Below are 26247 nucleotides of genomic sequence, written 5' to 3'. Positions count from 1 at the left end.
ACTTGCCTGAGAGCCCATTCCAATGTCCGCCTGCCAGACTCCTATCATCGTCGCCCTGGATTACCCCACTCGTGACGCCGCACTGAAGCTGGCTGACCAGTTGGACCCCAAGCTTTGCCGGGTCAAGGTTGGCAAGGAACTGTTCACCAGTTGTGCCGCCGAAATTGTCGGCACCTTGCGTGACAAAGGGTTCGAGGTGTTCCTCGACCTGAAATTCCACGATATCCCCAACACCACCGCGATGGCGGTCAAGGCCGCCGCCGAAATGGGCGTGTGGATGGTCAACGTGCACTGCTCCGGCGGCTTGCGCATGATGGCTGCGTGCCGTGAAGTGCTCGATCAGCGCAGCGGCCCCAAGCCACTGCTGATTGGCGTGACCGTGCTGACCAGCATGGAGCGTGAAGACCTGGCCGGCATCGGCCTGGACATCGAGCCACAGGAACAAGTGCTGCGCCTCGCGGCCCTGGCGCAAAAGGCTGGCCTGGACGGCCTGGTGTGCTCGGCGCTGGAAGCGCAGGCGTTGAAGACCGCCCACCCGGCGCTGCAACTGGTGACCCCGGGGATTCGCCCGGCGGGCAGCGCCCAGGACGACCAGCGTCGCATCCTGACCCCGCGCCAGGCCCTGGATGCCGGTTCCGATTACCTGGTGATCGGTCGCCCGATCAGCCAGGCGGCCGACCCGGCCAAGGCGCTGGCAGCGGTAGTTGCCGAGATTGCCTGACCTACCCGACCTGAAGCAGGCACGGTAAAAAAATGTGGGAGCGGGCTTGCTCGCGAAGGCGGTGTGACAGTCAATGCATAAGGTGACTGCTCTACCGCCTTCGCGAGCAAGTCGAACCGTCGCACCGCCGCTCCCACATTTGGTTCTGCGGTGTGTCAGCTGACTTTCAGTACCAACTTCCCAAAGTTCTCACCGTTGAACAGTTTCATCAGCGTCTCCGGGAACGTCTCCAGCCCCTCGACTATATCTTCCTTGCTCTTGAGCTTGCCCTGAGCCATCCAGCCGGCCATTTCCTGCCCGGCAGCGGCAAAATTCGCCGCGTGGTCCATCACCACAAACCCTTCCATGCGCGCACGATTGACCAGCAGTGACAGGTAGTTGGCCGGCCCTTTGACAGCTTCCTTGTTGTTGTACTGGCTGATGGCGCCGCAGATCACTACGCGGGCTTTCAATGCCAGGCGGCTGAGCACGGCATCGAGAATGTCCCCGCCGACGTTATCGAAATACACGTCCACACCTTTCGGGCACTCGCGCTTGAGGCCGGCATGCACGTCTTCGTTCTTGTAGTCGATGGCGGCATCAAAACCCAGCTCATCCACCAGGAACCTGCATTTGTCGGCGCCGCCAGCGATGCCTACCACGCGGCAGCCTTTGATCTTAGCAATCTGCCCGGCAATGCTGCCCACCGCGCCTGCCGCGCCGGAGATCACCACGGTCTCGCCGGCCTTGGGCGCGCCGGTGTCCAGCAGGGCGAAGTAGGCGGTCATGCCGGTCATCCCCAGCGCCGACAGATAACGCGGCAACGGCGCCAGTTTCGGATCGACCTTGTAGAAACCCCGCGGCTCACCGAGGAAGTAATCCTGCACACCCAAGGCACCGTTGACGTAGTCGCCCACGGCAAATTTCGGGTTGTTCGACGCGATCACCTTGCCTACGCCCAAGGCGCGCATGACTTCGCCGATACCCACCGGTGGAATGTAGGATTTGCCCTCGTTCATCCAGCCACGCATGGCCGGGTCCAGGGACAGGTATTCGTTGTGCACCAGCACCTGGCCGTCCTGGGGTTTACCCACCGGCACTTCCTGGTAAGTGAAGGTGTCCCGTGTGGCCGCGCCGACCGGGCGTTTGGCGAGCAGGAATTGGCGGTTGGTCTGGGCAGTCATGGCAGCGACTCTTGAGAAGTGGACCTTGAGTGATAGACCCTTCGGGCTGCACCGGCAAGGTGCGCGGCACCTGCGAATGCCCACCGATCCACTGCAATGATAGTGATGAGGGTGCCGTTATCACTGCGGCTCATGGTTCGCCAACCGGGCTTTTGATAGTGCTGACGCGCCGATGGTGGCTCTGGCTAGACTGGGGTCATCGAGCATCCCCATCGAAGGAACATCCACCATGAGCATGACATTTTCCGGCCAGGTCGCCCTGGTGACCGGTGCGGCCGCCGGCATTGGCCGCGCCACTGCGCTGGCGTTCGCCGCTGAAGGCTTGAAAGTCGTAGTCGCCGACCTGGACGCGGCTGGCGGCGAGGGCACTGTGGCGCTGATTCATCAGGCCGGTGGCGAAGCGGTGTTTGTGCGCTGCAATGTCACCCTCGAAGCGGACGTGCAGCAGTTGATGCAGCAGACCGTGGCCACCTATGGCCGGTTGGACTATGCCTTCAACAACGCCGGGATCGAGATCGAGAAGGGCAAGCTGGCGGACGGCAGCCTGGATGAGTTCGACGCAATCATGGGCGTCAACGTCAAGGGCGTGTGGCTGTGCATGAAGTATCAACTGCCGCTGCTGCTGGCTCAGGGCGGCGGCGCCATCGTCAACACGGCTTCTGTGGCAGGGCTTGGGGCGGCGCCGAAGATGAGTATCTATGCCGCGTCCAAGCACGCGGTGATCGGCCTGACCAAGTCGGCGGCGATCGAGTACGCGAAAAAGAAAATCCGCGTCAACGCGGTATGCCCGGCCGTGATCGACACCGATATGTTCCGCCGTGCCTATGAAGCTGACCCGCGCAAAGCCGAATTTGCCGCCGCCATGCACCCGGTCGGGCGTATCGGCAAGGTCGAGGAGATCGCCAGCGCAGTGCTTTATCTGTGCAGCGACGGTGCTGCCTTCACTACGGGCCAGGCATTGGCGGTGGACGGTGGCGCGACCGCGATTTAGGAAGTGAGGCGGATGCCATTCAGAAAAGCGTTGGAGGCGCTGTGGGGTTTTTCCGCAGGTGGCCAGATGCCTCACCTGAATGTGTTTCACTAGGTAAATAATTCAATTAAATCAATGATTTAATAAATCTTGATCGCGGCTGTCATTGGGCTTCTGTGCTTAACTGGTTTGGGTTAAATGACAACAGTTTAAGTGAGTGGCTCATGGATTTAGGGATCGATCGACAAGCCCTTGTACCGGTAGTGCAGCAAATCGTCAGTGCGCTGGCCGCCTGGATTCGCGAGAGCGGCGCCAGCCCCGGGACGCGGTTGCCCTCGGTGCGGCAACTGGCCCACGAGAACCTGCTCAGTCAGTCCAGCGTCATCGAGGCGTTCGAGCGGATGGTTGCCCAAGGTGTGCTGGCCTCAAGGCAAGGCGCCGGTTTCTGTGTGGCCCAGCCACCCGCCGAGCGTGGTCTTCGCGGTGAAAACCAATGGTATGAGGGCGCCGAGTCGGGGTGGGGCTCCTTCATCGACAATCAACTGGGCGAACTGAAACTGGGATGCGGCTGGCTGCCGGACACCTGGCGCGAGAGCGACGACATCAGCTACGCGATTCGTGAAGTCACCCGCACCGACACTGCGGCCGTCTTCAACTACAGCACGCCGCTGGGCCTGCCGGCCCTGCGTGAACAGCTGCTCAAGCGCCTGGCGCACATCCAGGTGGCAACCCGGGTCGAGCATATTCTCACCACCCACGGCGCGAGCCACGCCCAGGACCTGCTGATCCGCACGTTGCTCAAGGCCGGCGATACCGTGGTGGTGGAAAGCCCGGGGTACGGCAACCTTTACCGCCAACTGGCCTTTCATGGTGTCAAGCTGCTGGAAGTGCCGCGCACCCGTGGCGGCCCGGACATGCCTGCCCTGGAAGCGCTGTTGCGCGGGCATCGGCCCAAGTGCCTGTTCATCAACAGCCTGTATCACAACCCCACCGGCACCAGCCTGTCCCTGGCGGTGGCCGAGCGCTTGCTGCAACTGGCCCATTCCCAGGACTTCTTCATCATCGAGGAGGACGTCTATGGCGACCTGCAACATGCCACCTGCACCCGGTTGTCGGCGTTGCCCCACGAGGACCGGGTGATCTATGTCTCGAGTTTTTCCAAGACCCTCAGCAGCGCCTTGCGGGTGGGGTATCTCACGGCCAGCGGGGCGATCATCGCGCAATTGGCCAGGGTCAAGACCTTGACCGGCATCGGCACCTCGCGGTTTGCCGAGGCGGTGGTGGCGACGTTGCTGGCCAATGGTACCTACCGCAAGTGGGTGCAACGCCTGCGCCGGCGGCTGAGCACGGAAATGGCCATGACCCTGCAGGTGCTGGAAGACGAAGAGTGGGAGGTGTTTGCGGTGCCGGCGGGGGGCATGTTCCTCTGGGCGCGCCCTGGTGTCGGCGACCGTTCCACCGTGCAGGCGCGGGCTCGCCGGCTGGGGGTGTTGCTGTCGCCGGGGACGCTTTTCAGCCCGACGGGCGAATCCAGCGACTGGCTGCGCATCAATGTGGCCTACGCTTCTGATCAGCGTGCACTGGCGTTGTTCAAGGCTATGGGGCCGGCAGGATCGACCTCTACCATTCTGAAAACGACGAGGATGTAGCTTTTTGCCATTATTGTGGCGCCAAACCCTTGTATTCAGTGCCCCGGGGTTGCGAATCTCGCTGCATCGAAACCTGGCTTGATGGCATTCGCCATTGCAAGAGGACTCAAGTGCAATGATTTCTGCCGTGCAACGACGTTTTGCCAACCTCGGTATGGCCAAGAAACTGGGCTTGGGCTTTGCCCTGGTACTGCTGTTGACGGCATTGGTGGCCGCGATTGGCGTGTGGTCGCTGCAAACCGTTGGCCAGCGCTTCGAGGGCCTTAAAGCCATGTCGGCGCTCAACAGCGGCTTGCTCAAGGTGCGCTTGATCGAGCAGGACTACGCGTTGCATGCCGACCCCAAGTCGGTGGACGCCTTGCACGAAAGTGTCGACGCGTTGGCGGCCCAGGCGGTAATTCTCAAGGCCCAGTCGCCTGCCAATGTCCCGGTGATGAGCGACGTCGAGCAGGCGCTGGCGGCGTATCGCAAGGCGTTCGATGAGTTTGTCGAGCTGACCCAGACCAAGGACCTGGCGCTGGAAATGGCCAGTTGGTCGGTCTCCAGTGTCGCCAACAACCTTGATGTGTTGCAGGCCGGGCTGGCGGACGACGGCGCCTATGGCCTCAAGGAAAGCCAGGGCAAGGAAGGTGCCGAATTCATCGAGCAGGCGGGGCAGGTCAGCCAGGTCTCGCGCCTGATGCTGCAGGCCATGAACGAAGCGCACGTGCGCCTGGACCAGAGCCGCAAGGGCGATGACGAGAACGCCGAGCAGGGCAAGATCGAGCAGGCCGATCAGGCCCTGGCCCAGGTCGAACAGCTGAAAACCACCGTCAAGGATCCTGGCTACCAAACCGTGCTTAACGAAGTGTCCGGGCATATCGCGGCCTTCAGCGAAAAACTCGGCGAATACACCGGGCTGCTGGCCCAGGAAAAAGTCGTCTACAAGCAGTTGCACGAGCGCGCAGCCGAAGTGGTCACCCGGGTCAATCAGGCCTACGACGCAGAAGACCTGTCGATGCAGTCGCAGTTGAAGAAAAGCGCGTTGCTGATCATCGGTTCTTCGGCGTTGGCGTTATTGGTCGGGCTGATTGCCGCGTGGATTATTACCCGTTTGATCGTTGCACCGTTGCGCAGCGTGATTGCAGTGGCCCAGCAGATTGCCGCCGGTGATCTCAGTGGCCGCATGGAAGTCAGTCGTCGGGACGAGATGGGCCAGTTGATGCTCGCGATGCAACAGATGAGCAGCGGCCTGAGCAGCATGGTCAGCGGGTTGCAGGCGGGTATCGAGCAACTGGCCAGCTCGGCCCATTCGCTGTCCAGCGTCACCGAGCAGACCAATATCGAGGTCAGCAGCCAGAAGGAAGAAACCGAGCAGGTGGCCACGGCCATGAACCAGATGACCGCCACCGTGCACGATGTGGCGCGCAATGCCGAAGAAGCGGCCCAGGCGGCGCAGACGGCGGATGACAAGGTCGACAGCGGCCAGCAGGTGGTGCGCCAGAGCTTGCAGCGTATCGAGTTGCTGGCCAGTTCCGCGACCTCCGCCAGTACCAGCATCGAAAGCCTGAGCGCGGAGATCCAGACTATCGGCACCGTCCTTGAGGTGATCAAGAGCGTGGCCGAGCAAACCAACCTGCTGGCGCTGAATGCGGCCATCGAGGCGGCGCGGGCGGGCGAGCAGGGCCGCGGTTTTGCCGTGGTGGCCGACGAGGTGCGGGCGCTGGCCAAGCGCACCCAGCAATCGACCGAGGAAATCGAACGGTTGGTCAGTACCTTGCGCAGCGCTGCGCAGGCTTCGGTGCAGCAGATCAGGCAGAGCGGCGAACTGGTCAAGCTGGCGGTCAGTGATGCCCTGGAAACCGAAAGCGCCCTGGGCAGCATCGCGGCGGCGGTGTCGTTGATCCAGCAGATGAACCAGCAGATTGCCGCAGCGGCCGAAGAGCAAAGCTCGGTGGCCGAGGAAATCAACCGCAGCGTCACCAGCATCCGTGCGAGTGCCGATCAATCGGCGTTGAGCATGCAGGGCAATGCAGCGTCGAGCATCGAGCTGGCGCAGTTGGGTACGGAGCTTAAGGGGATGGTCGGGCACTTCCGCCTTTGATCACCGTAGGCCTGCGGTGATCAAAGGGCAGGGCGGTCAGGCGTTGTTGGCCAGGAAGGTCAGCAGCGCTTCGTTGACGAAATCGGGGTTTTCCCGGCTGGAGATATGCCCGGCGTGCGGAATCAACGTCAGCGCGCAGCCGATCAAGGCCGCCATTTCCTCTGATTCGGCCGGTGGGCGTGGCTTGTCCTGCTCGCCACACATCACCAGGGTGGTGTCGGTGTCGAGGCGCGCTAGTTGTGCCAACACATCCGCGCGGCTGAAGATAATCCGGCCCAGGGGCACGATGCTGTGCACCAGGCGTTCCTTGGGGAAGGCCTGCAGTGCGTTGCGGAAATCCTGGTACAAGGCCGACTCCCGGTCGATACCGGGACGGAAGAAGATCGGTGCCACCACATCCAGCAGCGGTTCTGGAATGGCGCCGGCATCTTCGATCATCTTGAACAGCGAAAAGTAGTATTGGCGAGTGGCTTCCGGCTCGGCGCCCAGGTGCGTGTCCATCAGCACCAGGCTGTTGACCCGCTCGGGAGCCAGCAGCGCCAGGCGTGCGCCCCACATGCCGCCGACCGACAAGCCCACGAGGTTGACCTGGGCAATGTCCAGGTGATCCAGCAGCGCCAGGTGCTGGCGTGCGAGGTCGTCCAGGGATGCAGTGTTTGCAGGCAGTGCGCCGGACTCGCCGTGGCCCCAAAGCTCGGGGACGATCACCCGGTACTGTTGCGACAGGGCTTCGATCTGCGGCGCCCACATCTGGCTGTCCCACAGGTAGCTGGAACCGAGGAGAACGGCCGGGCCGGTGCCCTGGTCGAGGTAATGCAGCGGTTGTCCATCGATGAGCACGACAGGCATGGCGAAGCCCTTTTCGTTAACGGAGAGAGGGGCCTTTTTTACGCTATTCGAGGGGAAGGGGATAGGTGCAGAGTGATGGCATGTGGCGAGCGGGTTTGCCGCCCACCACAATGGCAGGGGATCAGTCGTAGATGGCTTTCTTCTTCCAGTCGGCGTCCGCATCCACCACTTTCAAGCCTTCGGTCAATTCGTTGACCTCGTCTTCAGCCGGTTCAAGGTTGGACAGCACCATGGAGTTGGCGCGCGCCAGCTGTTTCTCGAGCAATTGCAGCTGCTGGCTGTACACCACCGGCTCCGGTTGCTTGCGCAGGTACTGCACGCCGCGTTCGAACGCCAGGCGAGCCTGGCCCGGCTGGCCTTGTTGCAGCGCGTGCTGGCCCAGGTTGTTGAAGAACTCGATGTGCAGCAGCACCAGGATATGGCGGATTTCCTTGATCCAGTGCTTGGCTTCATTGGTCGGCAGGAAACCGTCCTGGGCCGCTCGGGTCACCTGGCCATGCAGTGCTTCGAGCAGGAAACGTACATCCTTGGCCTTGGCTTCGGTCTGGATCGGGCCTGGCGGGTTGTTCACCGGAATCGATTCGCCCTGGGCCACCAGTGCGTTGAGTTCAGTGATGCGTGCCTTGAGCGACGCATTGGACTTGTCGAGGTTCAGCAGGCGCTGGTTGACGTTGAGCTCCAGGCGGGTCAGCAGCAACTTGAGTCGCGGCGTCATCAACTGGCCAGGGAAGGTCTCGGTGATTTCGCCGCAGCGGCGCAGCCGGTCATTGAGTTCGATCCGGGTCCGGTTCTTTTCCAGCTTATTGTTTTCCACCACGTGGTTCATGTAGCCAATGGCGATCAGTATTACGATCCCGGCTATTACCAGCAGGGTGATCATGAGTGGTGTCACCGGTGTGACCTCTTTATGGGGTTTGCATTGAAGTGTAGTGACTGGTGCAGTGACCGGATAGGACTGAGCGACCAGTTGCGTCAGTAGTTTCTTCTATATAGCGGGGCAGTCCCTGCGTAGATGCACATTGCCATCATTTGCTGTGGCGAACTATAGCGCCTTGTGGAACGCCAGAATATAGGCGCCAAAGCCTGGACGGCGAGAAACCCTTGCAACCCCCGTAAACCACGGCGAAGTCATTGATTTAAATAAATTTATCCTTGGGGGTTGACGACCTCCCAATCCATCCATAGAATGCGCGCCACTTACAGCGTAAAGCACACAGCGAAACGCGGTAGGGAGTGAATGTTGTACGTGTGTCCCCTTCGTCTAGTGGCCTAGGACACCGCCCTTTCACGGCGGTAACAGGGGTTCGAGTCCCCTAGGGGACGCCATATGCGGGAATAGCTCAGTTGGTAGAGCACGACCTTGCCAAGGTCGGGGTCGCGAGTTCGAGTCTCGTTTCCCGCTCCAAATTTAAGCAGTGTTGCCCTCGGGCGGCACTGAGTGAAACCAGGGCGTAATCTTCGGATTTAATCTCTGGGCACTGAAATACACACCATGTGTTTCAGTAGCGTGTCCCCTTCGTCTAGTGGCCTAGGACACCGCCCTTTCACGGCGGTAACAGGGGTTCGAGTCCCCTAGGGGACGCCATTTGCGGGAATAGCTCAGTTGGTAGAGCACGACCTTGCCAAGGTCGGGGTCGCGAGTTCGAGTCTCGTTTCCCGCTCCATATTTAACGAAAACGCCGATCAGCAATGATCGGCGTTTTTGTTTGTGGGTTTTTTGTGAGCTGGAGTGCAATGCCCCGGCCCACGTTGCGTTTGTACCGCTAGAAATTATCCATCGCGTGGCACATCGACAGCCTTCCCGACGGCGTCGGTTCAATCGGACTCCATCGTTCGGCACCTTTCGGCAGCTCAGCAAGCTCGAATGAGCAACTCCCGGACATTGATGCTCGCACCATGTAGTCCATGCCGGGCTTGGGGATAAAGGTCATGGTGTTGAAACATTGCCGGCCATATTGCGGCAACCCAAGGTAATGAAAGGCAATGGGCGTGTTCGCCGGAATCACCTGTTCGGACGACACCGCACCGTCCCAGGTGTAAATCGGCCCCGGCATCCCCAGGCTTGCGCCATTGCGGTCGGCGAAGCCGGATTTGGCGGACACCATCACGCCTGCTCCGGGAACATTCCAGTCCAGGCAATCGCGCCCGGGCACTGCGCGCACCATGCCGTCGCTGATCACGCGCACGCGCGCCGTCTCGGTGGCGGGCGGCGCCGTGTAGGCGGTGTTGAGGGAGCGGATGTTATACACCTGGCCGCAGCCGCTGAGGAGCACCAGGAACAGGGCGGGAATGACACGTAAAGTGCTCATGGCTGGCGGCAGTTCTGGCTGACTGACAGATGCGGCGCGGGCTCATGGCTGACCATCTGCAAGCCATCGGCGCCCTGGAAGATAAAATATGTACTGCGACAATCCTTGAACGTCTGCGAGTAACCCTCAGCCCGGAATCCCTGCCCGTCGATCTTCCTGGTCACCGTATTGTCACGGCTGACCACGGCGAGTACCTGCTCATAGCTGTCGCCCATCTTCACCCCCGGCACCCCGGTGGAGGTCATGGAATTGGCACAACCTGCCAGCCCGATGGCCGCCCAAACCAGCGCCGTACCGTACAGTCCATTGCGTGTGGTGTTCATCCCTGCTCTCCATCCATGAGGTGTGCAGGGTTGGTCAGCGCAACGGCGGAAAAGTGCAACATTCATATCTGGCAATGTGACATTGCCCGCAAATCATGGGATTTGCAGGCAACGGCTCACGGCTTGCCCGGATGCGGCTCTGGGTACTCGCTTGTCGCGTCCAGTGCCTTGGCGTACGGCCCGTCCCACAGCTGTTCGTGTAAATCTCCCACGCGCTTGGCCATCGCTTCACTGCGCATCACCACTTCCAGGTTGCGCGAGTTATCGAAATAACCCCCCAGCCAGTTACTGGTGCCCACCCACGCCACTTGCCCGTCGATTTCCATGGTCTTGCTGTGGATCACCCGCGCATAAGGAATAAATCCTTGCCTGGCCTCGGGCAGCGTGACGATCTTGACCTCGACATTCGGCAGCACCGCCAGGCTTTTCAGGTACGGCAATTCCAGTGCTTCGGTGTTCCAGTTGGATACCATCAACTTGATCGAGACCCCGCGCGCTGCCGCTGCACGCACGGCGTTGTCGATCATCGCGTAGTAAGGCCGGGTTCTGTCAGGTCCATAGGACAGCGGCGCGTAGTCCAGCAGTTGTACGCGCACTTCCTTTTTCGCCTCGCCCAGCAGACGTGGCAGTTCCAGCTGCGAATCACCCACACCCGGCGGGTTGTAGCGCTGGGGGCTGGCTACCAGGTAGTTGCCGGTGCGTGCCGGTGTGGCGCCTGTGGCGGGCAGGGCAACAGGCTGGTTGTCGGCCAACGCAGCCTGGGCCTGCCAGTCCTGTTCAAAAATGGCCTGGGTCTGGGCTACGACGTTTGCATCACTGATCAACAGCCCGGTTTCGTGGATATGCTCCAGCGAACGCCAGTCGAAGTTCTGGCTGCCGATAAACGCCTGCTTGCCATCCACAACCATATACTTGGCGTGGATGATCCCGCCACTCAGCTTGCCATAGGGCAGGATGCGGAAGGTCAGGTTGGGAATGGCTTTCAGGCGCTCCAGGGTCGAGGCTTCCGACAGCCGCACGCCTTTTTCTTCCAGCAGGAAGCGAATTTTCACCCCGCGTTTGCCGGCGGCTTCCAGGTGTTCAATCACCTTGTCCATCACCGAGCCAGGATGGTCGGCCGCGTAGAACTGGCCGATGTCGATGCGGCTTTTCGCGCCGTCGAACAGCTGGATCCACACGGGGCCGGGCTGGCGCAGATCGGCGGTGCCAAGTTGGGTGTCCACTGGCACGGTGTGTACCAACTCAAATCCCGGAATTGAAAAGTCCGCCTGGGCAAGCGGACTGAGGAGCAGGCCTGCAAGGCCGGCGATACGTAATTTCAGCGATATGGACATAGGCGTCTCATCGGGCAAAAAAAAGGGCGGGCGCATGATGCGCCCGCCCCGGGAAGGTCACGCAGTGCGGGTGTGCAGCGGGGTCGGTACCAGGTGCGGCACTTCACCCTGCACGCGGGCACCGGTTGCAGCGCGGATCAGCAGGATTTTCAGCTGGTCGTTGATACGCTCCAGGCTGTCCTGGAAGAAGTTGTGGAACACCACGCAGAACAGCGCGATGGCGATACCCAAACCCGTGGCGAACAGGGCCGTACCGATACCACCGGAAATCTGGCCCGGGTCGGACACACCGGCACTGGCCAGCGCCTTGAAGGTGTCGATGATGCCGAGGATGGTCCCCAGCAGGCCGAGCAGCGGCGCGGCGGTGGTGATGGTTTCGATGATCCACAGGCTGCGCGACAGCGGCGCGCGGGTCTTGAGGTACTGGGTTTCGATCTCGTCGTCCAGGTCCTTGCGCGAACCATGGGACGCCTTCTGCGCCAGGATCGGCAGCACCATGCTCAGCGGCAGGCTGTCACGGCGAGTCAGGTTTTCCGGCAGGTCGCGTTCGCTGTGCACATTGGCGCCCAGCACTTCGGTCAATGCACGGGCCTGGCGGCGCACGTAGGCGAAGTAGATGCCACGTTCGATGGTGATGAAGATTGCAATCGCCAGTGCGGCGTACATCACATAAAAGGTGATTTGGTGAAGCAGGTTCATGTCCATGATGCTGAGCCTCGCAGTTAGAAATTGGCTTCCAGGGAAACGGTGACGGTGCGGTCAAGCCCAACGATGTAGGCCGGGTCGCCATCGCGGAAACCGCTGTAGCTCGCCGAGTTGGTCTTGGTGGTGTACACGCCGTCCAGGTACTTCTTGTCGAACAGGTTGTCGACGTTCAGGCGCAGGGTTGCGTCCTTGACGACTTTCTTGTCCACCGGCAGGTAGATACCGGCGCCGAGGTTGAAGATGGTGCGGGCGGAGATGGCTTCGTCGTTGGTCAGGTCGCCATAGAGCTTGCTGGTGAACTTGCCGCCGAAGGTGCCGTAGAAGCGCCCGTCGTCATAGCCGATGTTGGCCGCCAGCATGTTGGTCGGCACGTTGGCGAACTGCTTGCCGCTGGTGGGCAGCACGATCGGCTTGCCGGCGCTGTAGACGGTCAGGTCGTCCTGCTGCTTGGAGCTGGTGTAGGTGTAGGAGGTGTAGTAGTTGAAGTTGTGCGGCAGCTTGCCGCTCCACTCCAGTTCCAGGCCTTTGTTGATGACGGTGCCGGCGTTGATGTCGGCGGAATCACCGTTGCTGTCCAGGGAGGTGAGCTGGCGATTCTTGAACTGCATGTAGAACAGGGTCGCGGCGAGGGTGCTGTCTTCGCCGGTGTAGCGCCAGCCCAGTTCCTGGTTCCAGCTGAGTTCCGGCTTGGAGTCGAGGGAGCCGACGCCTTTGTCGTACAGCACGTAGTTCTGTGGAATACGCATGTTGCGCGACAGGCTGTAGAACAACTGGTCACGCTCGTCGAGCTGGTATTTCAGGCCGGCGTTGGGCAGCAGTTTGTTGTAGGTCTGGCTGGCCTTGCCGGGTTGCTCGGTGAGGCTGCCGTGGTTGGTGCCGTCACGCTCGACGTTCATGTACGCAATGCCCGCGATCAACGTCCAGTCCGAGTTGATGTACCAGGTGTCCTGGGTCCAGACCTTTTGCGCCGGCGTCACGGTGTAGCGGTCGCGACCCTGTACGGTGTTGCCGTTGGCGTCGACCACGGAGTTGCCGTCGGGCCAGGTATCGCTTGGCTTGCCGTTGTTCTTCAGGGCAATGAACGGTTGGGTCTGGCTTTGGCGGGCGCGTTCATACCAGTAGCCGAATTGCAGGCTGTGGTCGCCCAGGTCCCAGTTCAGCTTGGTGGTGATGCCCGGGCGCCAGGTCTGGGTGCGCGAAGGGCGGTAGTAGACGCCGGTGGTCGCGGAACCGTCGGCGTTGTATTGAGCCTGTGTCGGCAGGTTGCCGAGGTCGAAAACGCCGCCCTTGTTCGAGCCACTGTTCAGCGCATAGGCCGAGGAGCCCACGCCGCTGCCGTTGCCGTAGTAGTAATACGGGATCACCGAGAGGGACAGGTTGTCGCTCAGCTTGTACTGGGTGTTGAGCACGGCGGTAAAGGTCTGGAACGGGTTCTGCGCCAGGTCGTAGTAGCTGCTGACCTTGCCGTTGGCGCCCACCGCCGGTGTCGCCGGGTACGGGTCGTACTTGCGGCCGTACTGCTGGAACTGTGCCTTGGTCAACTGGCTGTAACTGTTGTTGTCCTGCTCGTGGTACTTGAGGATCAGGTTGGCGGTGTTGCCGTTGCCGGCGTCGAAGAAGCTGTTCCACTCCACCTTGTCCGCACGTACGGCACCCGAGCCGCGCCACATCTGGCCTTCGGTGTGGGAGGCCGACAGCCAGTTGCTCAGGCCGTTGACTTCACCGGTATTGAGGCGGGCGAAGGTCTTGCGGGTGGCGTTGCTGCCGACCACTTGCTTGACGAAGGCACCGGTTTCCTTGGTGGGGCGAATGGTCACGATGCCGATGTTGCCGCCGCTGGAACCGATGTGCGGGCCGTCGGCTTCCGACGAGCCCTGGGTGACGAAAATCTGGTCGATGTTTTCCGGGTCGCCCAACAGGTTGGAGTACAACGCGTAGTTGCCGGAGTCGTTGATCGGCATGCCGTCCACCGACATACCGACCTGGTCGGAGTTCATGCCGCGCATGGTGAAGCGGAAGCCCGAGAGGCCGGTGTTGTCTTCACTGGAGATGTTCAGGCCCGGGGTGTACTTGAGCTTGTCGATGGCGTTGCCGGTGGCCGTCTGTTTGTCCAATGCTTCCTTGGTGATGGTCGAGCGGCCCTTGGCGCTCTCTTCCTGGACCATGTAACCGCCCCCAGCGGTTGCCTTGCCCTGTACCCCAATAGTCCCGACGTCACTGTCGCTGGTATCTGCCATGACCACTCCATGGGTCATGCTCGTCGCGGCAACGAGTGCCAGATGAATCCGGGTGAACTTCATCACTGTCGTCCTGGTGGTGTGTGCTTATTGCACGCTGTAGTTGAAGGTGGCGGTGAAGCGCTGCTCGTTACGTCCACCGAAGGCTTGTTCGGGGAACGGTTTCACCTGCTTGATACGGCGCAGGCTGTTGGTGGCGGCCCGGTTGAGCAGCATGCTCGGCGCCGGGGTCTGGATCCCGGAGTCGAGGACGCGGCCTTGGCGGTCCACCATTAACCAGACCACCACCTCGCCACTCGGGCGTTCAAGGGACGCCTGGCGCCCGGTGGGGTATTGCTTGTAGGTGTCCAACTCGTTGCGCAAGCCCTTGAGGTAGCCGCCTTCCAGTGCCTGGCCGTCGACTTTCGGCGGCGCCGGTGGCGCAGCGGGTGCTGGCGTGGGAGCGGGAGCGGCTTGCACCGGCTTGGCGGCCACCGGAGCTGGCGCAGGCACAGGCGTTGGCTTGGCGACCACGGGCTTGGGCACCGGTTTTGGCTTGGGCTCAGGCTTTGGCAGTGGTTTGGGGATCGGCTTGGGTGGCGGAGGCGGAGGGGCAGGTTCGGCCTCCTCGTCTTCGATCACCGGCGGCGGTGGCGGCGGTTCTTCCACCACGGGCTCGGGGACCACTTCCGGCTCGGGCTCGACCAGCGCGAGTTCAACCGCCGACTCGTCGTACTGCGGCTGGATCTTCAGGGGTTGGGACTGGATACCCAGTGCAATCAGCACCAGGGCGATCAGGGCCGGGACACTGCCCAGCAGCCGACGCGCACGAAACAAGGCATACATGATCAGGACTTTTTCGTGGCGATGGAGACAGAGGTAAAGCCACCCAGGCGCAGGGTGTCCATCACCTCGACCAGGCGCGACACTTCCACGCCTTTGTCGCTGTTGACGATGATCGTCGACTTGGTGTCTGGCTTCTCGCCGGCCTTGAGTGCAGGCACCAGCGCGTCGACGGTCAGGTCCTTGCCATCGAGCTGCAGCTGACCTTCCAGGCCCAGGGTCAGGATGAATTTATTTTGCGGCTTGAGCTGCTGTGAACTGCTGGCGCTCGGCAGCTGAGTCTTCATGCCCAGGGCCGGAATCACGTTCAAACTCACCAGTACAAAAAACACCAACAGGAACATCATCACGTCGATCATCGGGATCAGTTCGATGTGTGCCTTGCGTTTTTTGGGTTCATCCCAAGTTCTCATTCCGCTACCCCGCAGTTGATTAGGGGCGACACGCTAGCAACCAAAAATGACCGAATGGTTAACTTTAATTTAAGCTTTTAAGGCTCTAGGACGCGTCTTACAGACGACTCGTGGGTCTATTTATCTACGTAATGAAACTGACACGACGCGGGTACATTCTTGGAGAATTTATTTCGCGAGTCCCCCTGCATGAGCATTGCACTGCCGCATTTATCCACCCCGCGACTGCTGTTGAAGCCTCTGCAAAAGGAGCAGGCCGAGACGTTGTCGGTGCTGGCCAACGATCCCGATATTGCGAACAACACGGCTGCGATTCCATCGCCATACACCTTGGAAACCGCACACGCCTTTATTGATGGCCAGGCAGAGAATTACCGCTCGGGGCATTCACTGGGGCTGGGGATTCATCTGCGGGAAACTGGCGAATTGATCGGCGTGATCAGTCTCAGATTATCTGCTGCTCATCGAAGTGGGCATCTCGGGTATTGGGTGGCCGCCCATTCTCGAAGCCAGGGTTATGCCGCCGAAGCAGCGGCGCAGATCATGGCGTTTGGGTTCAGCGAATTGGCGCTGCAGCGTGTGGGCAGCCAGTGCTTTGCTCGTAACAAAGGGTCCGCTCGGGTCATGGAAAAAATTGGCTTGGGTTACGAAGGGTGCATGAAGGGCGCCTTCCTCAAGAATGGGGTGCACGAGGACATGTTGTTGTATGGCCTGGTGCGTGCCGATTGGAAGGAGCGCAGTTGATGAGTGTGAATCACGATCGCCGTCGCGTACTGGGCGGGCTTGCAGTTGCCACGGCGTTTTCGATCCTCAGCCCGTTTGCCCGTAGTGCAGGCATCGACTATCCCTTCACCCTCGGTGTGGCGTCAGGCGATCCATTGCCCGATGGTTTCGTGATCTGGACGCGCCTCGCGCCGCTGTTCAATGCCGCCGACGGTCGGGGTGGCCTGAGCCGAGCGGTGCCGGTGCGCTGGAAGGTGGCCCGCGATGCAGCGATGACGCACGTTGTGCGCCAGGGCGAGGTGATGGCCATCGAGCGTTTCGCCCATTCGGTGCATGTGGAAGTGAGCGGGTTGGAGGCGGGTCGACCTTACTGGTACCAGTTCGAGGGCCTCGGTGCGCAAAGCCCGGTGGGCCAGTCGCGCACAGCGCCGGCGGTGCATGCCATGGCATCGGCGCAGTTGGGTTTTGTCTCCTGCTCCCATTGGGAGCGAGGCTACTTCAGCGCCTATCGGCATTTGGCCGCCGAGCAGCCTGACCTGGTGTTTTTCCTCGGGGATTACATCTATGACAGTTCCTACGCGGCTGATTCCGGCAAGGTCATTCGCTCCCACGGCAGCGGCAATGCGTTGAATCTGGTGGATTACCGCAACCGCTACGCCCTGTACAAGACCGATCCGGATTTGCAGGCACTGCATGCTGCGGCGCCCAGTGTGGTCACCTGGGACGATCACGAAGTGCAAAACGACTATGCCAGCCAGTGGTCCCAGGACCCGAACATCCCGGTGACGAGTTTTCTCAAGCAGCGGGCGGCGGCCTACCAGGCCTTCTACGAGCACATGCCGCTGCGGGCCAGCAGCCTGCCGCGCGGGCCGGACATGCGCCTCTATCGGCGTTTGGACTACGGCCGGCTGGCGCGTTTCCATGTGCTGGATGGGCGTCAGTACCGCTCCGAGCAGCCATGCATCCTGGCCAATGGCAGCCACAAGGGGCATGTGGCCGCGAATACCTGTGCCGACCTGCGCGATCCCCGTCGCACCATGCTCGGCTGGGAGCAGGAGGCTTGGCTGGATCAGGGTTTTGCCGAGTCCCGGGCACAATGGAACGTGATCGCCCAGGACCTGTTGGTCGCGCCGCTCACGCAACGTGACCTGACCAACCACAAGCCCGGCCGCTGGACAGATGGCTGGGATGGTTACATGGCCAACCGTGAGCGGATGCTTGCGTCTATGGTGCGCAGAAAGGTGAATAACCCGGTGTTCTGGGGCGGCGATATTCACTCGTTCTGGACGACGGACCTGCACGCTGACGCAGGGAATCCGGATTCGCCCGTGGTCGCGACCGAGTTTGTCGGCACGTCGGTGACGTCTGACGGGCCACCATTTGATGCGTTCAGTGCGATCCTGCCCCTCAATCCCCATGTGAAGTTTTTCGACAGCCGCCAGCGCGGCTATGTGTCGGTGGCGCTTGAGGAGAGGAATATGCTGACGAACTTCCGGGTGATTTCCGATCCCCGGGATCCGAACGCCAGCGTCTCGACCCTCAAGTCGTTCGTGGTGGAGCCGGGCAGGGCGGGGGCGATTGCGGTTTAGTCAGTTCAGGGTATAGCGCACCGACAATGCACCCTTTTTCTCGGAGAGGGCCAGGATCGTCACCTGACCCACGTCCCCCAATGCCTGCACATGCGTGCCGCCGCAGGCATAGGCCGGCAGGTCGCCAAAACCCACTTGCCGCGTACCGTCATCCAGGGCCATATGGCGCGGCAGGTTGGCGGCGATCCATTGGTCGACTTGCCGCTGGATCGCCTCGGCGTCCATGGCCTGGGCCGAGGTGCCGCGAATAAAGGTGATCTTGCCTTCGCCCGGCCAGTGATGAGCCTTGATCGGCATCCAGCCCAGGGTTTCACCGGCATTGCCGATCAGATGCCCGGCCGAGTGCAGGCGCGTGTGCAAGGTGCGGCGGTCTTCATCGACGCGTGCCTGGATCACGCCGGGAGCCACGGGGCGGTCTACGTAATGCACGACATGATCGCCTTCCTGCACCACCTTCAACACCTGGCTTTCCCCGAGCCAGCCGGTGTCGGAGGGCTGGCCGCCACCTTGTGGATGGAAGATTGTGGACTGCAGGATTACCGCAAACTGGTTATCAAAAGGTGTGCATCCCAGCACTTCAAGTTCGGCATTTAGGTGGTCATGGGTAAAAAACAGGCGCTGGGTCATCATTTATATCCGCATCAGGGTTTCTAACCGGCAGTATAAGAAGTGCGCCAATGGGTGATAATCCGTTCAAATCTCAATGGACTTGTGCGTCATGAGCATCAATCTTCCCTTACCGCTGCTGGGCGAAATGGCGATTTTCGTCAAGGTGGTGGAAACCGGCAGCTTCTCCGAGGCTGCGCGCCAACTGGGAGCATCACCGTCCTCCGTGAGCCGCAGCATCTCACGCCTGGAAAAGGCCCTGGCGACTCGCCTGCTGCAACGCACCACGCGCAAGTTGCGCCTCAGCGAAGGTGGCGAAGAGGTGTTCAAGCGCTGCCAGGAAATGGTCAGTGCTGCGCGGTCGGTGATGGAAATCAGCGGCCAATACACCCATGAAGCCGAAGGGCTGGTGCGGGTCAGCGTGCCCAAGGCGGTAGGGCGTTTTGTGGTGCATCCGCATATGCCGGAGTTTTTGCGGCGTTATCCCAAGGTCGACGTGCAGTTGATCCTGGAGGACCGGCATGTGGACCTGATTGATGACAATGTCGACCTGAGTATCCGCATCACCGACAGCCCGCCGCCGGGGTTGGTGGGGCGCCAGTTGCTGCCGATCGAGCATTTGATCTGCGCCACGCCGCGGTACCTGGCGGAGCACGGTACGCCGCAGCATCCCCATGATTTGCTGGAGCACAGTTGCATCTACCTGGGTGAGACGCCGGGGGATGCGCGCTGGAAGTTTCGCCAGGGCAGCAAGGCGGTGACGGTGGGCGTGCGCGGGCGGTATGCGGCCAATCACACAGGCGTGCGGCTGGATGCGGTATTGCAACATGTGGGGATTGGCAGCTTGCCGTATTTCACGGCGCGGCATGCGCTGGAAGCGGGGGAGGTGGTGCAGGTGCTGCCGGGGTGGGATTTCATTGCGTCGTACCACGGGGATGCGTGGCTACTGCATTCGCCGACGCGGTACCTGCCGCCGAAGTTGCGGGTGTTTATTGATTATCTGGTGGAGTGCATGGCCAAAGAGCCGACGCTGAAGAAACGGTAGGAATACAGTTTAAATGTGGGAGCGGGCTTGCTCGCGAATGCGGTGTATCAGTCACCTAAAATATTGACTGACACACCGCATTCGCGAGCAAGTCGAATCGTCGCACCGCCGCTCCCACATTTGATCTGCGTTAGCCCTGAAATCAGTGCTTGGGCTGGTCATTGGACATGGCCAATAACTGCTTTTCCTGGTTCCAGTCGAACGGTTCGTCGTTCTGTTCAGCTTCGAAGCGACGTTCTTCCAGGGCCTGGTACAGGTCCAGCTCGTCGTCGGGCATGAAGTGCAGGCAGTCGCCACCGAAGAACCACAGCAGGTCGCGCGGTACCAGGTGAGCAATTTGCGGGTAGCGCAGGATGACCTGGCTCATCATGTCCTGGCCCAGGTACTGGCTTTCGATCGGGTCGATGGGCAGCAAGGCGCGCAGTTCATCGAAGCGCTCCAGGAACAGGAGGTGGCTTTCCTCGGGAACCTGTTCGGCTTCGCCGACGGCAACCAGGATGCTGCGCAGGTGGTCGAGCAAGACGAGATGATCGGCAACGACGTTGGACACGAGATAAGTCCTCAAGAGCAAAACGGGCGCGAGAGTATATAGCTCGGTGCCTTGCCTCACAAATACGATTCCTTTTGACGAGTGGCTGTTGTTGTCAGGCAAGGCGCCGCGACGAGTCATAGCTTGCTATGGCGAGGAGCGGCAACGCAGCATGACGACAACAGACGCCGTCAAAAGGGATCAGTATTTGTGAGGCAGGGCACTCTACCCGTTTTTATATGACCGCTGGGATCAGCGGACTTTTCCCTCAGCCTGGCTCAGTTCTTCCTTGCTGAAATCATCCACGTCGATCACCTTGCGCCGCGCCGCTTCAGCGTCACGCAGGGTCTGCGCCTCGGCCGGTTGCAGCACGCCGGCATGCAGCGCGGCATCGATGGCGTGTTCGCCCGCGGTCGGTTTGACCTGGCCGCTCTTGAGGCCTTCGTGGAGTTTTTTCTGCAACGGATGGCTGTCGGCCAACAGGTCGTAGGCATGTTGCAGGGCGCCCACCGGATCTTCTGCAGACTGTGGGCGATAGCAGCCAGCCAGCACCGCTTCCAGTGTCGGGTCACCCTTGGCGCGACCAAGCACTGCGGCCACCTCGGCATCCAGCGCATCGGACGGGCCTTTATGACGGCGGCCGAACGGGAACACGATCACCCGCAACAGACAACCCAACACCTTGCTCGGGAAGTTGGTCAGCAGTTCATCCAGTGCACGCTCGGAGTGGCCAAGGCTCTCTTCCATGGCCCAGGCGAACAGCGGTTCCAGGTGGTCTGGCGAATCCAGGTCGTGATAACGCTTGAGTGCAGCCGATGCCAGGTACATGTGGCTCAGCACATCACCAAGACGTGCCGACAGGCGTTCGCGTCGTTTCAACTCGCCGCCCAGCAGCATCATGCTCAGGTCCGCCAGCATCGCAAACGCCGCGGCCTGACGGTTGAGTGCGCGGAAATAGCCCTGGCTCAGGCTGTTGCCCGGAGCCTTTTCGAAGTGACCGAAACCGAGGTTCAACACCAGGGTGCTGGCGGCGTTGCTTACGGCAAAGCCGATGTGCTGCAGCAGCAGGCCGTCGAATTCCTTCAGCGCCTGGTCATGGTCTTCGCGACCGGCCAAGGCCATTTCCTTGAGTACGAACGGATGGCAGCGAATTGCGCCCTGGCCGAAGATCATCAGGTTGCGCGAGAGGATATTCGCGCCTTCCACGGTGATGAAGATCGGCGCGCCCTGCCAGCTGCGGCCCAGGTAGTTGTTGGGGCCCATGATGATGCCCTTGCCGCCGTGCACGTCCATCGCGTGGCTGATGCATTCGCGGCCGCGTTCGGTCAGGTGGTACTTGAGGATCGCCGACAGTACCGAGGGTTTTTCCCCCAGGTCGACCGCGTTGGCGGTGAGCATCCGCGCGCTGTCCATCAGCCACGCGTTGCCGCCGATGCGGGCCAGGGCTTCCTGGATGCCTTCAAAGGCCGCCAGCGGTACGTTGAACTGCTCACGCACCTGGGCGTACTGGCCGGTCACCAGGCTGGTGAACTTGGCCGCGCCCGTTCCGACGGCAGGCAGGGAAATCGAACGGCCTACCGACAGGCAGTTCATCAGCATCATCCAGCCCTTGCCGAGCATTTCCTGGCCACCGATCAGGAATTCCAGCGGAATGAAAACATCCTTGCCGGAGTTGGGGCCGTTCATGAACGCGGCGCCCAGTGGCAGGTGACGGCGGCCAATTTCAACACCCGGGGTGTCGGTGGGGATCAGCGCGAGGCTGATGCCCAGGTCTTCTTTGTCGCCTAGCAGATGATCCGGGTCATGGGCCTTGAAGGCCAGGCCGAGCAAAGTCGCTACCGGGCCGAGGGTGATGTAGCGTTTTTCCCAGTTCAGGCGCAGGCCGAGGGTTTCCTTGCCTTCCCATTCGCCTTTGCAGATCACCCCGGTGTCGGGCATGGAGCCAGCATCGGAACCGGCCAGTGGGCCGGTCAGGGCAAAGCACGGGATATCGTCGCCACGGGCCAGGCGTGGCAGGTAATGGTTGCGTTGTTCATCGGTGCCGTAGTGCAGCAGCAATTCGGCCGGGCCCAGGGAGTTGGGGACCATGACCGTGGAGGCGAGGTCGCCGCTGCGGGTCGCCAGCTTCATCGCGACCTGGGAGTGGGCATAGGCGGAGAAGCCTTTGCCGCCGAACTCCTTGGGGATGATCAGGGCAAAAAAGCCATGCTGCTTGATGTGTTCCCAGGCGGCGGGGGGCAGGTCCATGGCCTGGCCGATTTCCCAGTCGGTGACCATGGCGCACAGTTCTTCGGTAGGGCCGTCGATGAAGGCTTGTTCTTCTTCAGTCAGTTGCGCCTTGGGATAGGCCAGCAGCTTGTCCCAGTCGGGGCGGCCGCTGAACAGCTCGCCGTCCCACCACACGGTGCCGGCGTCGATGGCGTCGCGCTCGGTCTCGGACATCGGCGGCAGGACTTTCTGGAACCAGTTGAACAGCGGCGCGGTGAAGTACTTGCGGCGCAGGTCCGGCAGCAGCAGCGGGGCGGCTACCACGGCGATCAGTACCCAGAAGATCAGCAGCAACCAGCCTGGTGCGTGGCTGAAGGCGCCCATCGCCAACAGGTAGACGGCGACCACGCCGATGGCGGGCAGGGGCGCGATGCGCCGGTGCGCCAGGTAGGCAATGCCCACCACCAGAACCAGTATCCACAACAACAGCATATTCAATCCTCCGTGAAACCAGGTGCGAAATCACCTCAGAGCTTAGTCGGCATCCGAACAAGCGGGGTGACGAGGGTGTTACGTGGTGTGCCGGCAATGATCAGCACCAGGCGCCGACATTTGGCCGAATCGTCGTTATCCCAGGTGCATGCCTGTGGTTAGACTCAGGGCTTGCTCTCTGAGATTAACCTCATGAATGCGTACTTGAATCCCGGCCGCTTCATCGATAGTGACCACCCTGCGGTGGTGGAGTTCGCCGAAAAACATCGCGGTTCGAGTGCCGCACTCCGTGACCAGGCAGTCAGTCTTTACTACGCTGTGCGCGAGGCGGTGCGCTATAACCCCTATACCTTCAGTCGCGACCCGCAAACCCTCAGCGCGAGCTTCGCACTGGCGGCCGGCGAGAGTTATTGCGTGCCCAAGGCAACATTGCTGGCGGCGTGCGCAAGGCACTGCGGGATCCCGGCGCGCATCGGCCTGGCCGACGTGCGTAACCACCTCTCGACGCCCCGTTTGATCGAGCTGCTCAGAAGTGACGTATTTGCCATGCATGGCTATACCGAGTTGTATCTGGACGGCCGTTGGGTCAAGGCCACGCCGGCGTTCAACCAGCAACTGTGCGAACTGTTCGATGTGCCGCCGCTGGATTTCGATGGCATTCATGACAGTGTTTTCCACGCCTTCAACCGCAAGGGCCAGCGCTCCATGGAGTACGTGGTGGACCATGGGCAATTTGCCGAGGTGCCCGAGGAATTCTTCTTCGCCCACATCCAGAAATGTTACCCGCACCTGTTTGGCGAGCAGATGCCGATCCTGCTGGGGGACATGCAGAGTGATTTAAGCCGAACGTGATCCGGCGTATGCTGCCCCGGCATTCATCCAACCATCTTTTTCAAAATCGGGGCGGTCATGCTGAAAATCTGGGGTCGTAAAAATTCGTCAAATGTCAGGAAAGCACTGTGGTGCGCCGAGGAGCTCGGCCTGGACTATGAGGCAATTGATGCGGGCGGGGCTTTTGGTGTGGTCGACACGCCGCAATACCGCGCGCGGAACCCCAATGGCCGGGTGCCGATGATTGAAGACGGCGACTTTGTGCTGTGGGAATCCAACACCATCGTGCGCTACCTGGCCGCCAAACATGCGCCGGATTCGAACTGGTACCCCAGCGAGCTGCAAGCCCGGGCCAACGCTGAAAAGTGGATGGACTGGACCACCTCGACCCTGGCCGAACCGTTCAAGACCGTGTTCTGGGGCGTGCTGCGAACCCCGGCTGAAAAACAGAACTGGGACACCATCAACGCCGGTCGCCAGGCCTGCATCGACGTTTTGCAGACGGTGGATCAGGCCTTGGCCACGCAACCTTACCTGTCCGGCAGCGAGATCGGCATGGGCGATATTCCCTTGGGCAGCTTCATTTATGCCTGGTTCGAAATGCCCATCGAACGCCCGTCGATGCCTAACCTGGAAGCCTGGTACCAGCGGCTGCGCCAGCGCCCGGCCTATCAGAAATCGGTCATGACCGCGTTGACCTGATACCGACTATTAATACGGGTTACTGTACTTGTGCGGCGCGGACAAGCACCATGCTTGTCACGCGCAGCCGTTGTATTCCGTGCGGTCTGCCCTCATGTAACAATTCTATTCCTCTTCTTTGGTGCGTAATCCGATATGAGTTCCGCTCTGTCCATCCGGCAGCTAACCAAAACCTACGGCAACGGTTTCCAGGCCCTGAGTGGTATCGATCTGGACGTCGCCGAAGGTGATTTCTTCGCCTTGCTCGGCCCCAATGGCGCCGGCAAATCCACCACCATCGGGATTCTCTCGACCCTGGTCAACAAGACCACCGGTACGGTGAACATCTTTGGCAACGACCTGGACAAATCCCCGGCGGCGCTCAAGCGCAGCATCGGCGTGGTGCCCCAGGAGTTCAACTTCAACCAGTTTGAAAAGACCTTCGACATCGTCGTGACCCAGGCCGGTTACTACGGCATCCCGCCGAAGATCGCCAAGGAACGCGCCGAGCAATACCTCACGCAACTGGGCTTGTGGGACAAGCGCGACGTGCCTTCGCGTTCCCTGTCCGGGGGCATGAAGCGCCGCTTGATGATCGCTCGCGCCCTGGTTCACGAACCGCGCCTGCTGATCCTCGACGAGCCGACGGCGGGCGTGGACATTGAGCTGCGTCGTTCGATGTGGACGTTTCTCACCGAGCTGAACCAGAAAGGCATCACCATCATCCTCACCACGCACTACCTGGAAGAGGCTGAGCAGCTGTGCCGCAACATCGGCATCATCGACCACGGCACCATTGTCGAAAACACCAGCATGCGTAATTTGCTGAGCCAGTTGCACGTCGAGACCTTCCTGCTCGACCTGAAAAACGACATGACGGTTGCGCCCCAGTTGATCGGCTACCCGAATCGCCTGGTGGACAGCCACACCCTGGAAGTCCAGGTGGACAAAGCCGTGGGCATCACCGCGCTGTTTGGCCAATTGGCTACCCAGAACATCGAGGTGCTGAGCCTGCGTAACAAAACCAATCGCCTTGAGGAGTTGTTTGTGTCCCTGGTGGAGAAAAATCTGGCGAAGGTGGCGGTATGAGTTCGGAACTGCAACCCAACCTTGTCGCGCTGCAGACCATCGTTTATCGCGAAGTGAAGCGCTTTACCCGGATCTGGCCGCAGACCTTGCTGCCGCCGGCGATCACCATGGTTTTGTACTTCGTGATCTTCGGTAACCTGATTGGTCGGCAGATTGGTGATATGGGTGGATTCACCTATATGGAGTACATCGTGCCAGGGTTGATCATGATGTCGGTGATTACCAACTCCTACGGCAACGTGGTGTCGAGCTTTTTTGGCAGCAAGTTCCAGCGGTCCATCGAGGAATTGATGGTGTCGCCGGTGTCGCCCCATACGATTTTGATCGGCTACACCCTGGGCGGTGTGCTGCGCGGGTTGATGGTTGGGGTGATTGTGACGTTGCTGTCGCTGTTCTTTACCCATTTGCAGGTGCATCACCTCGGGATCACCCTGTTGGTGGTGGTGCTGACGGCGACTATCTTTTCGTTGCTGGGGTTCATCAATGCGGTGTTTGCGCGCAACTTTGATGATATTTCGATTATTCCGACGTTTGTTCTGACGCCGCTGACGTATCTGGGTGGGGTGTTTTATTCGATCACCTTGCTGCCGCCGTTCTGGCAGACGGTGTCGTTGGCTAACCCGGTGTTGCATATGGTTAACGCGTTTCGCTATGGGATCCTGGGCGTTTCGGACATCAAGATCAGTGTGGCGATCACCTTTATGCTGGTGGCGACTGTGGTGCTGTACGTGGGGTGTGCGCGGTTGCTGGTGAGTGGGCGTGGGATGCGCACCTAAGCGTTGAGATGTGATGAGAAACGGCCTCCAGATGAGGCCGTTTTTTTTGGCGATTGGTTTGAGTACATATCCGTTTTTTCGGTAACGGCCACCTATGGTT

Annotated in this window: 24 protein-coding genes, 4 tRNA genes and 1 pseudogene; 16 read left to right on the top strand and 13 right to left on the bottom strand. The window is 60.7% G+C overall.

Features of this window, described 5'->3' with window-relative positions:
- The first annotated feature begins 22 nt into the window (after window positions 1–22).
- Window positions 23–721 (top strand): orotidine-5'-phosphate decarboxylase, encoded by a 699-nt coding sequence (pyrF, locus tag HYE77_RS09865; protein WP_003217180.1) that lies wholly within the window; start codon window positions 23–25, stop codon window positions 719–721.
- A 155-nt stretch (window positions 722–876) separates the two neighbouring features.
- On the opposite strand, the gene HYE77_RS09860 is transcribed toward pyrF, so the two are convergent.
- Window positions 877–1884, bottom strand: a complete 1008-nt coding sequence (locus HYE77_RS09860) for an NADP-dependent oxidoreductase (protein ID WP_008431260.1) — start codon at window positions 1882–1884, stop codon at window positions 877–879.
- A 229-nt stretch (window positions 1885–2113) separates the two neighbouring features.
- Between HYE77_RS09860 and HYE77_RS09855 the strand changes: the two genes are divergently transcribed.
- The 4 genes and pseudogenes from HYE77_RS09855 (at window position 2114) to HYE77_RS32920 (ending at window position 6586) form a co-directional block, all read left to right on the top strand.
- Window positions 2114–2875, top strand: a complete 762-nt coding sequence (locus tag HYE77_RS09855) for an SDR family oxidoreductase (RefSeq protein WP_008431261.1) — start codon at window positions 2114–2116, stop codon at window positions 2873–2875.
- Between the two features lie 203 nt (window positions 2876–3078).
- The gene (locus HYE77_RS09850) at window positions 3079–4503 is read left to right on the top strand and encodes a PLP-dependent aminotransferase family protein (protein ID WP_177068731.1); all 1425 of its coding nucleotides are present in this window, start codon (window positions 3079–3081) and stop codon (window positions 4501–4503) included.
- A 115-nt stretch (window positions 4504–4618) separates the two neighbouring features.
- Window positions 4619–5725 (top strand): annotated as a pseudogene (locus HYE77_RS32925) (HAMP domain-containing protein); the annotation flags it as partial.
- A complete protein-coding gene (locus HYE77_RS32920) occupies window positions 5705–6586 on the top strand; it encodes a methyl-accepting chemotaxis protein (protein ID WP_371315662.1) in 882 nt (293 codons plus the stop codon). The pseudogene HYE77_RS32925 and the gene HYE77_RS32920, both read left to right, overlap by 21 nt.
- 36 nt (window positions 6587–6622) lie before the next feature.
- On the opposite strand, the gene HYE77_RS09840 is transcribed toward HYE77_RS32920, so the two are convergent.
- Together HYE77_RS09840 and HYE77_RS09835 are read right to left on the bottom strand one after the other, a co-directional pair.
- Window positions 6623–7435, bottom strand: a complete 813-nt coding sequence (locus HYE77_RS09840) for an alpha/beta fold hydrolase (protein WP_177055939.1) — start codon at window positions 7433–7435, stop codon at window positions 6623–6625.
- 121 nt (window positions 7436–7556) lie between these two features.
- Window positions 7557–8315, bottom strand: a complete 759-nt coding sequence (locus HYE77_RS09835) for a hypothetical protein (protein WP_003217193.1) — start codon at window positions 8313–8315, stop codon at window positions 7557–7559.
- 370 nt (window positions 8316–8685) lie between these two features.
- Here HYE77_RS09835 and HYE77_RS09830 point away from each other — a divergent pair.
- From HYE77_RS09830 to HYE77_RS09815, 4 genes are all read left to right on the top strand, one after another.
- Window positions 8686–8761: transfer RNA gene (locus tag HYE77_RS09830), tRNA-Glu, on the top strand.
- A gap of 3 nt (window positions 8762–8764) precedes the next feature.
- Window positions 8765–8840, top strand: a tRNA-Gly gene (locus tag HYE77_RS09825).
- Window positions 8841–8944: 104 nt separating this feature from the next.
- Window positions 8945–9020 (top strand) — tRNA-Glu (locus HYE77_RS09820).
- Window positions 9021–9023: 3 nt separating this feature from the next.
- Window positions 9024–9099: transfer RNA gene (locus HYE77_RS09815), tRNA-Gly, on the top strand.
- A gap of 99 nt (window positions 9100–9198) precedes the next feature.
- Here the strand turns inward: HYE77_RS09815 and HYE77_RS09810 are convergent.
- From HYE77_RS09810 to HYE77_RS09780, 7 genes are all read right to left on the bottom strand, one after another.
- Window positions 9199–9744: a hypothetical protein gene (locus HYE77_RS09810; protein WP_003217196.1), complete on the bottom strand. Its 546-nt coding sequence runs from the start codon at window positions 9742–9744 to the stop codon at window positions 9199–9201.
- Window positions 9741–10067: a hypothetical protein gene (locus tag HYE77_RS09805; protein WP_102606452.1), complete on the bottom strand. Its 327-nt coding sequence runs from the start codon at window positions 10065–10067 to the stop codon at window positions 9741–9743. Before HYE77_RS09805 ends, HYE77_RS09810 begins: the two co-directional genes overlap by 4 nt.
- A gap of 116 nt (window positions 10068–10183) precedes the next feature.
- Window positions 10184–11401 (bottom strand): phospholipase D-like domain-containing protein, encoded by a 1218-nt coding sequence (locus tag HYE77_RS09800; RefSeq protein ID WP_177021681.1) that lies wholly within the window; start codon window positions 11399–11401, stop codon window positions 10184–10186.
- Window positions 11402–11458: 57 nt separating this feature from the next.
- A complete protein-coding gene (locus tag HYE77_RS09795) occupies window positions 11459–12106 on the bottom strand; it encodes a MotA/TolQ/ExbB proton channel family protein (protein WP_003217203.1) in 648 nt (215 codons plus the stop codon).
- A 17-nt stretch (window positions 12107–12123) separates the two neighbouring features.
- On the bottom strand, window positions 12124–14406 hold the full coding sequence (locus HYE77_RS09790; RefSeq protein WP_008431274.1) for a TonB-dependent receptor: 2283 nt from the start codon (window positions 14404–14406) through the stop codon (window positions 12124–12126).
- A gap of 24 nt (window positions 14407–14430) precedes the next feature.
- A complete protein-coding gene (locus HYE77_RS09785) occupies window positions 14431–15168 on the bottom strand; it encodes an energy transducer TonB (RefSeq protein WP_003217207.1) in 738 nt (245 codons plus the stop codon).
- A gap of 2 nt (window positions 15169–15170) precedes the next feature.
- Entirely contained in the window at window positions 15171–15578 is a 408-nt protein-coding gene (locus HYE77_RS09780; protein ID WP_003217209.1) for a biopolymer transporter ExbD, read from the bottom strand.
- Between the two features lie 189 nt (window positions 15579–15767).
- Between HYE77_RS09780 and HYE77_RS09775 the strand changes: the two genes are divergently transcribed.
- Together HYE77_RS09775 and HYE77_RS09770 are read left to right on the top strand one after the other, a co-directional pair.
- The gene (locus tag HYE77_RS09775) at window positions 15768–16322 is read left to right on the top strand and encodes a GNAT family N-acetyltransferase (RefSeq protein ID WP_003217211.1); all 555 of its coding nucleotides are present in this window, start codon (window positions 15768–15770) and stop codon (window positions 16320–16322) included.
- Complete coding sequence (locus HYE77_RS09770; protein ID WP_177068730.1) at window positions 16322–17890, top strand: alkaline phosphatase; 1569 nt, start codon at window positions 16322–16324, stop codon at window positions 17888–17890. The genes HYE77_RS09775 and HYE77_RS09770 overlap by 1 nt, the downstream gene beginning before the upstream one ends.
- On the opposite strand, the gene HYE77_RS09765 is transcribed toward HYE77_RS09770, so the two are convergent.
- Window positions 17891–18517, bottom strand: coding sequence for an alanyl-tRNA editing protein (locus tag HYE77_RS09765; protein ID WP_177021208.1), 627 nt, complete (start codon window positions 18515–18517; stop codon window positions 17891–17893).
- Window positions 18518–18608: 91 nt separating this feature from the next.
- Between HYE77_RS09765 and HYE77_RS09760 the strand changes: the two genes are divergently transcribed.
- A complete protein-coding gene (locus HYE77_RS09760) occupies window positions 18609–19541 on the top strand; it encodes a LysR family transcriptional regulator (protein WP_003217218.1) in 933 nt (310 codons plus the stop codon).
- A 142-nt stretch (window positions 19542–19683) separates the two neighbouring features.
- Here HYE77_RS09760 and HYE77_RS09755 read toward each other — a convergent pair whose 3' ends face one another.
- Window positions 19684–20091: a PA2817 family protein gene (locus HYE77_RS09755; protein ID WP_003217220.1), complete on the bottom strand. Its 408-nt coding sequence runs from the start codon at window positions 20089–20091 to the stop codon at window positions 19684–19686.
- 231 nt (window positions 20092–20322) lie between these two features.
- Window positions 20323–22770 (bottom strand): acyl-CoA dehydrogenase, encoded by a 2448-nt coding sequence (locus HYE77_RS09750; protein ID WP_087695358.1) that lies wholly within the window; start codon window positions 22768–22770, stop codon window positions 20323–20325.
- 192 nt (window positions 22771–22962) lie between these two features.
- On the opposite strand from HYE77_RS09750, the gene HYE77_RS09745 reads away from it, so the two are divergent.
- From HYE77_RS09745 to HYE77_RS09730, 4 genes are all read left to right on the top strand, one after another.
- On the top strand, window positions 22963–23622 hold the full coding sequence (locus HYE77_RS09745) for a transglutaminase family protein (protein ID WP_102369633.1): 660 nt from the start codon (window positions 22963–22965) through the stop codon (window positions 23620–23622).
- Between the two features lie 57 nt (window positions 23623–23679).
- Window positions 23680–24303: a glutathione S-transferase family protein gene (locus HYE77_RS09740; RefSeq protein WP_102369632.1), complete on the top strand. Its 624-nt coding sequence runs from the start codon at window positions 23680–23682 to the stop codon at window positions 24301–24303.
- A 135-nt stretch (window positions 24304–24438) separates the two neighbouring features.
- Window positions 24439–25371 (top strand): ABC transporter ATP-binding protein, encoded by a 933-nt coding sequence (locus HYE77_RS09735; protein WP_003217227.1) that lies wholly within the window; start codon window positions 24439–24441, stop codon window positions 25369–25371.
- Window positions 25368–26147 carry an ABC transporter permease gene (locus tag HYE77_RS09730; RefSeq protein ID WP_003217229.1) on the top strand — a complete coding sequence of 260 codons (780 nt, stop codon included), beginning with the start codon at window positions 25368–25370 and terminating at the stop codon, window positions 26145–26147. The genes HYE77_RS09735 and HYE77_RS09730 overlap by 4 nt, the downstream gene beginning before the upstream one ends.
- Window positions 26148–26247: the final 100 nt, after the last annotated feature.

Origin of the sequence: Pseudomonas sp. IPO3774 (genome assembly GCF_013386835.1) — a bacterium.
Classification (GTDB): Bacteria; Pseudomonadota; Gammaproteobacteria; order Pseudomonadales; family Pseudomonadaceae; genus Aquipseudomonas.
Note: the sequence above shows the minus strand (reverse complement) of the source record. Positions and strands in the feature narration are given on the sequence as shown.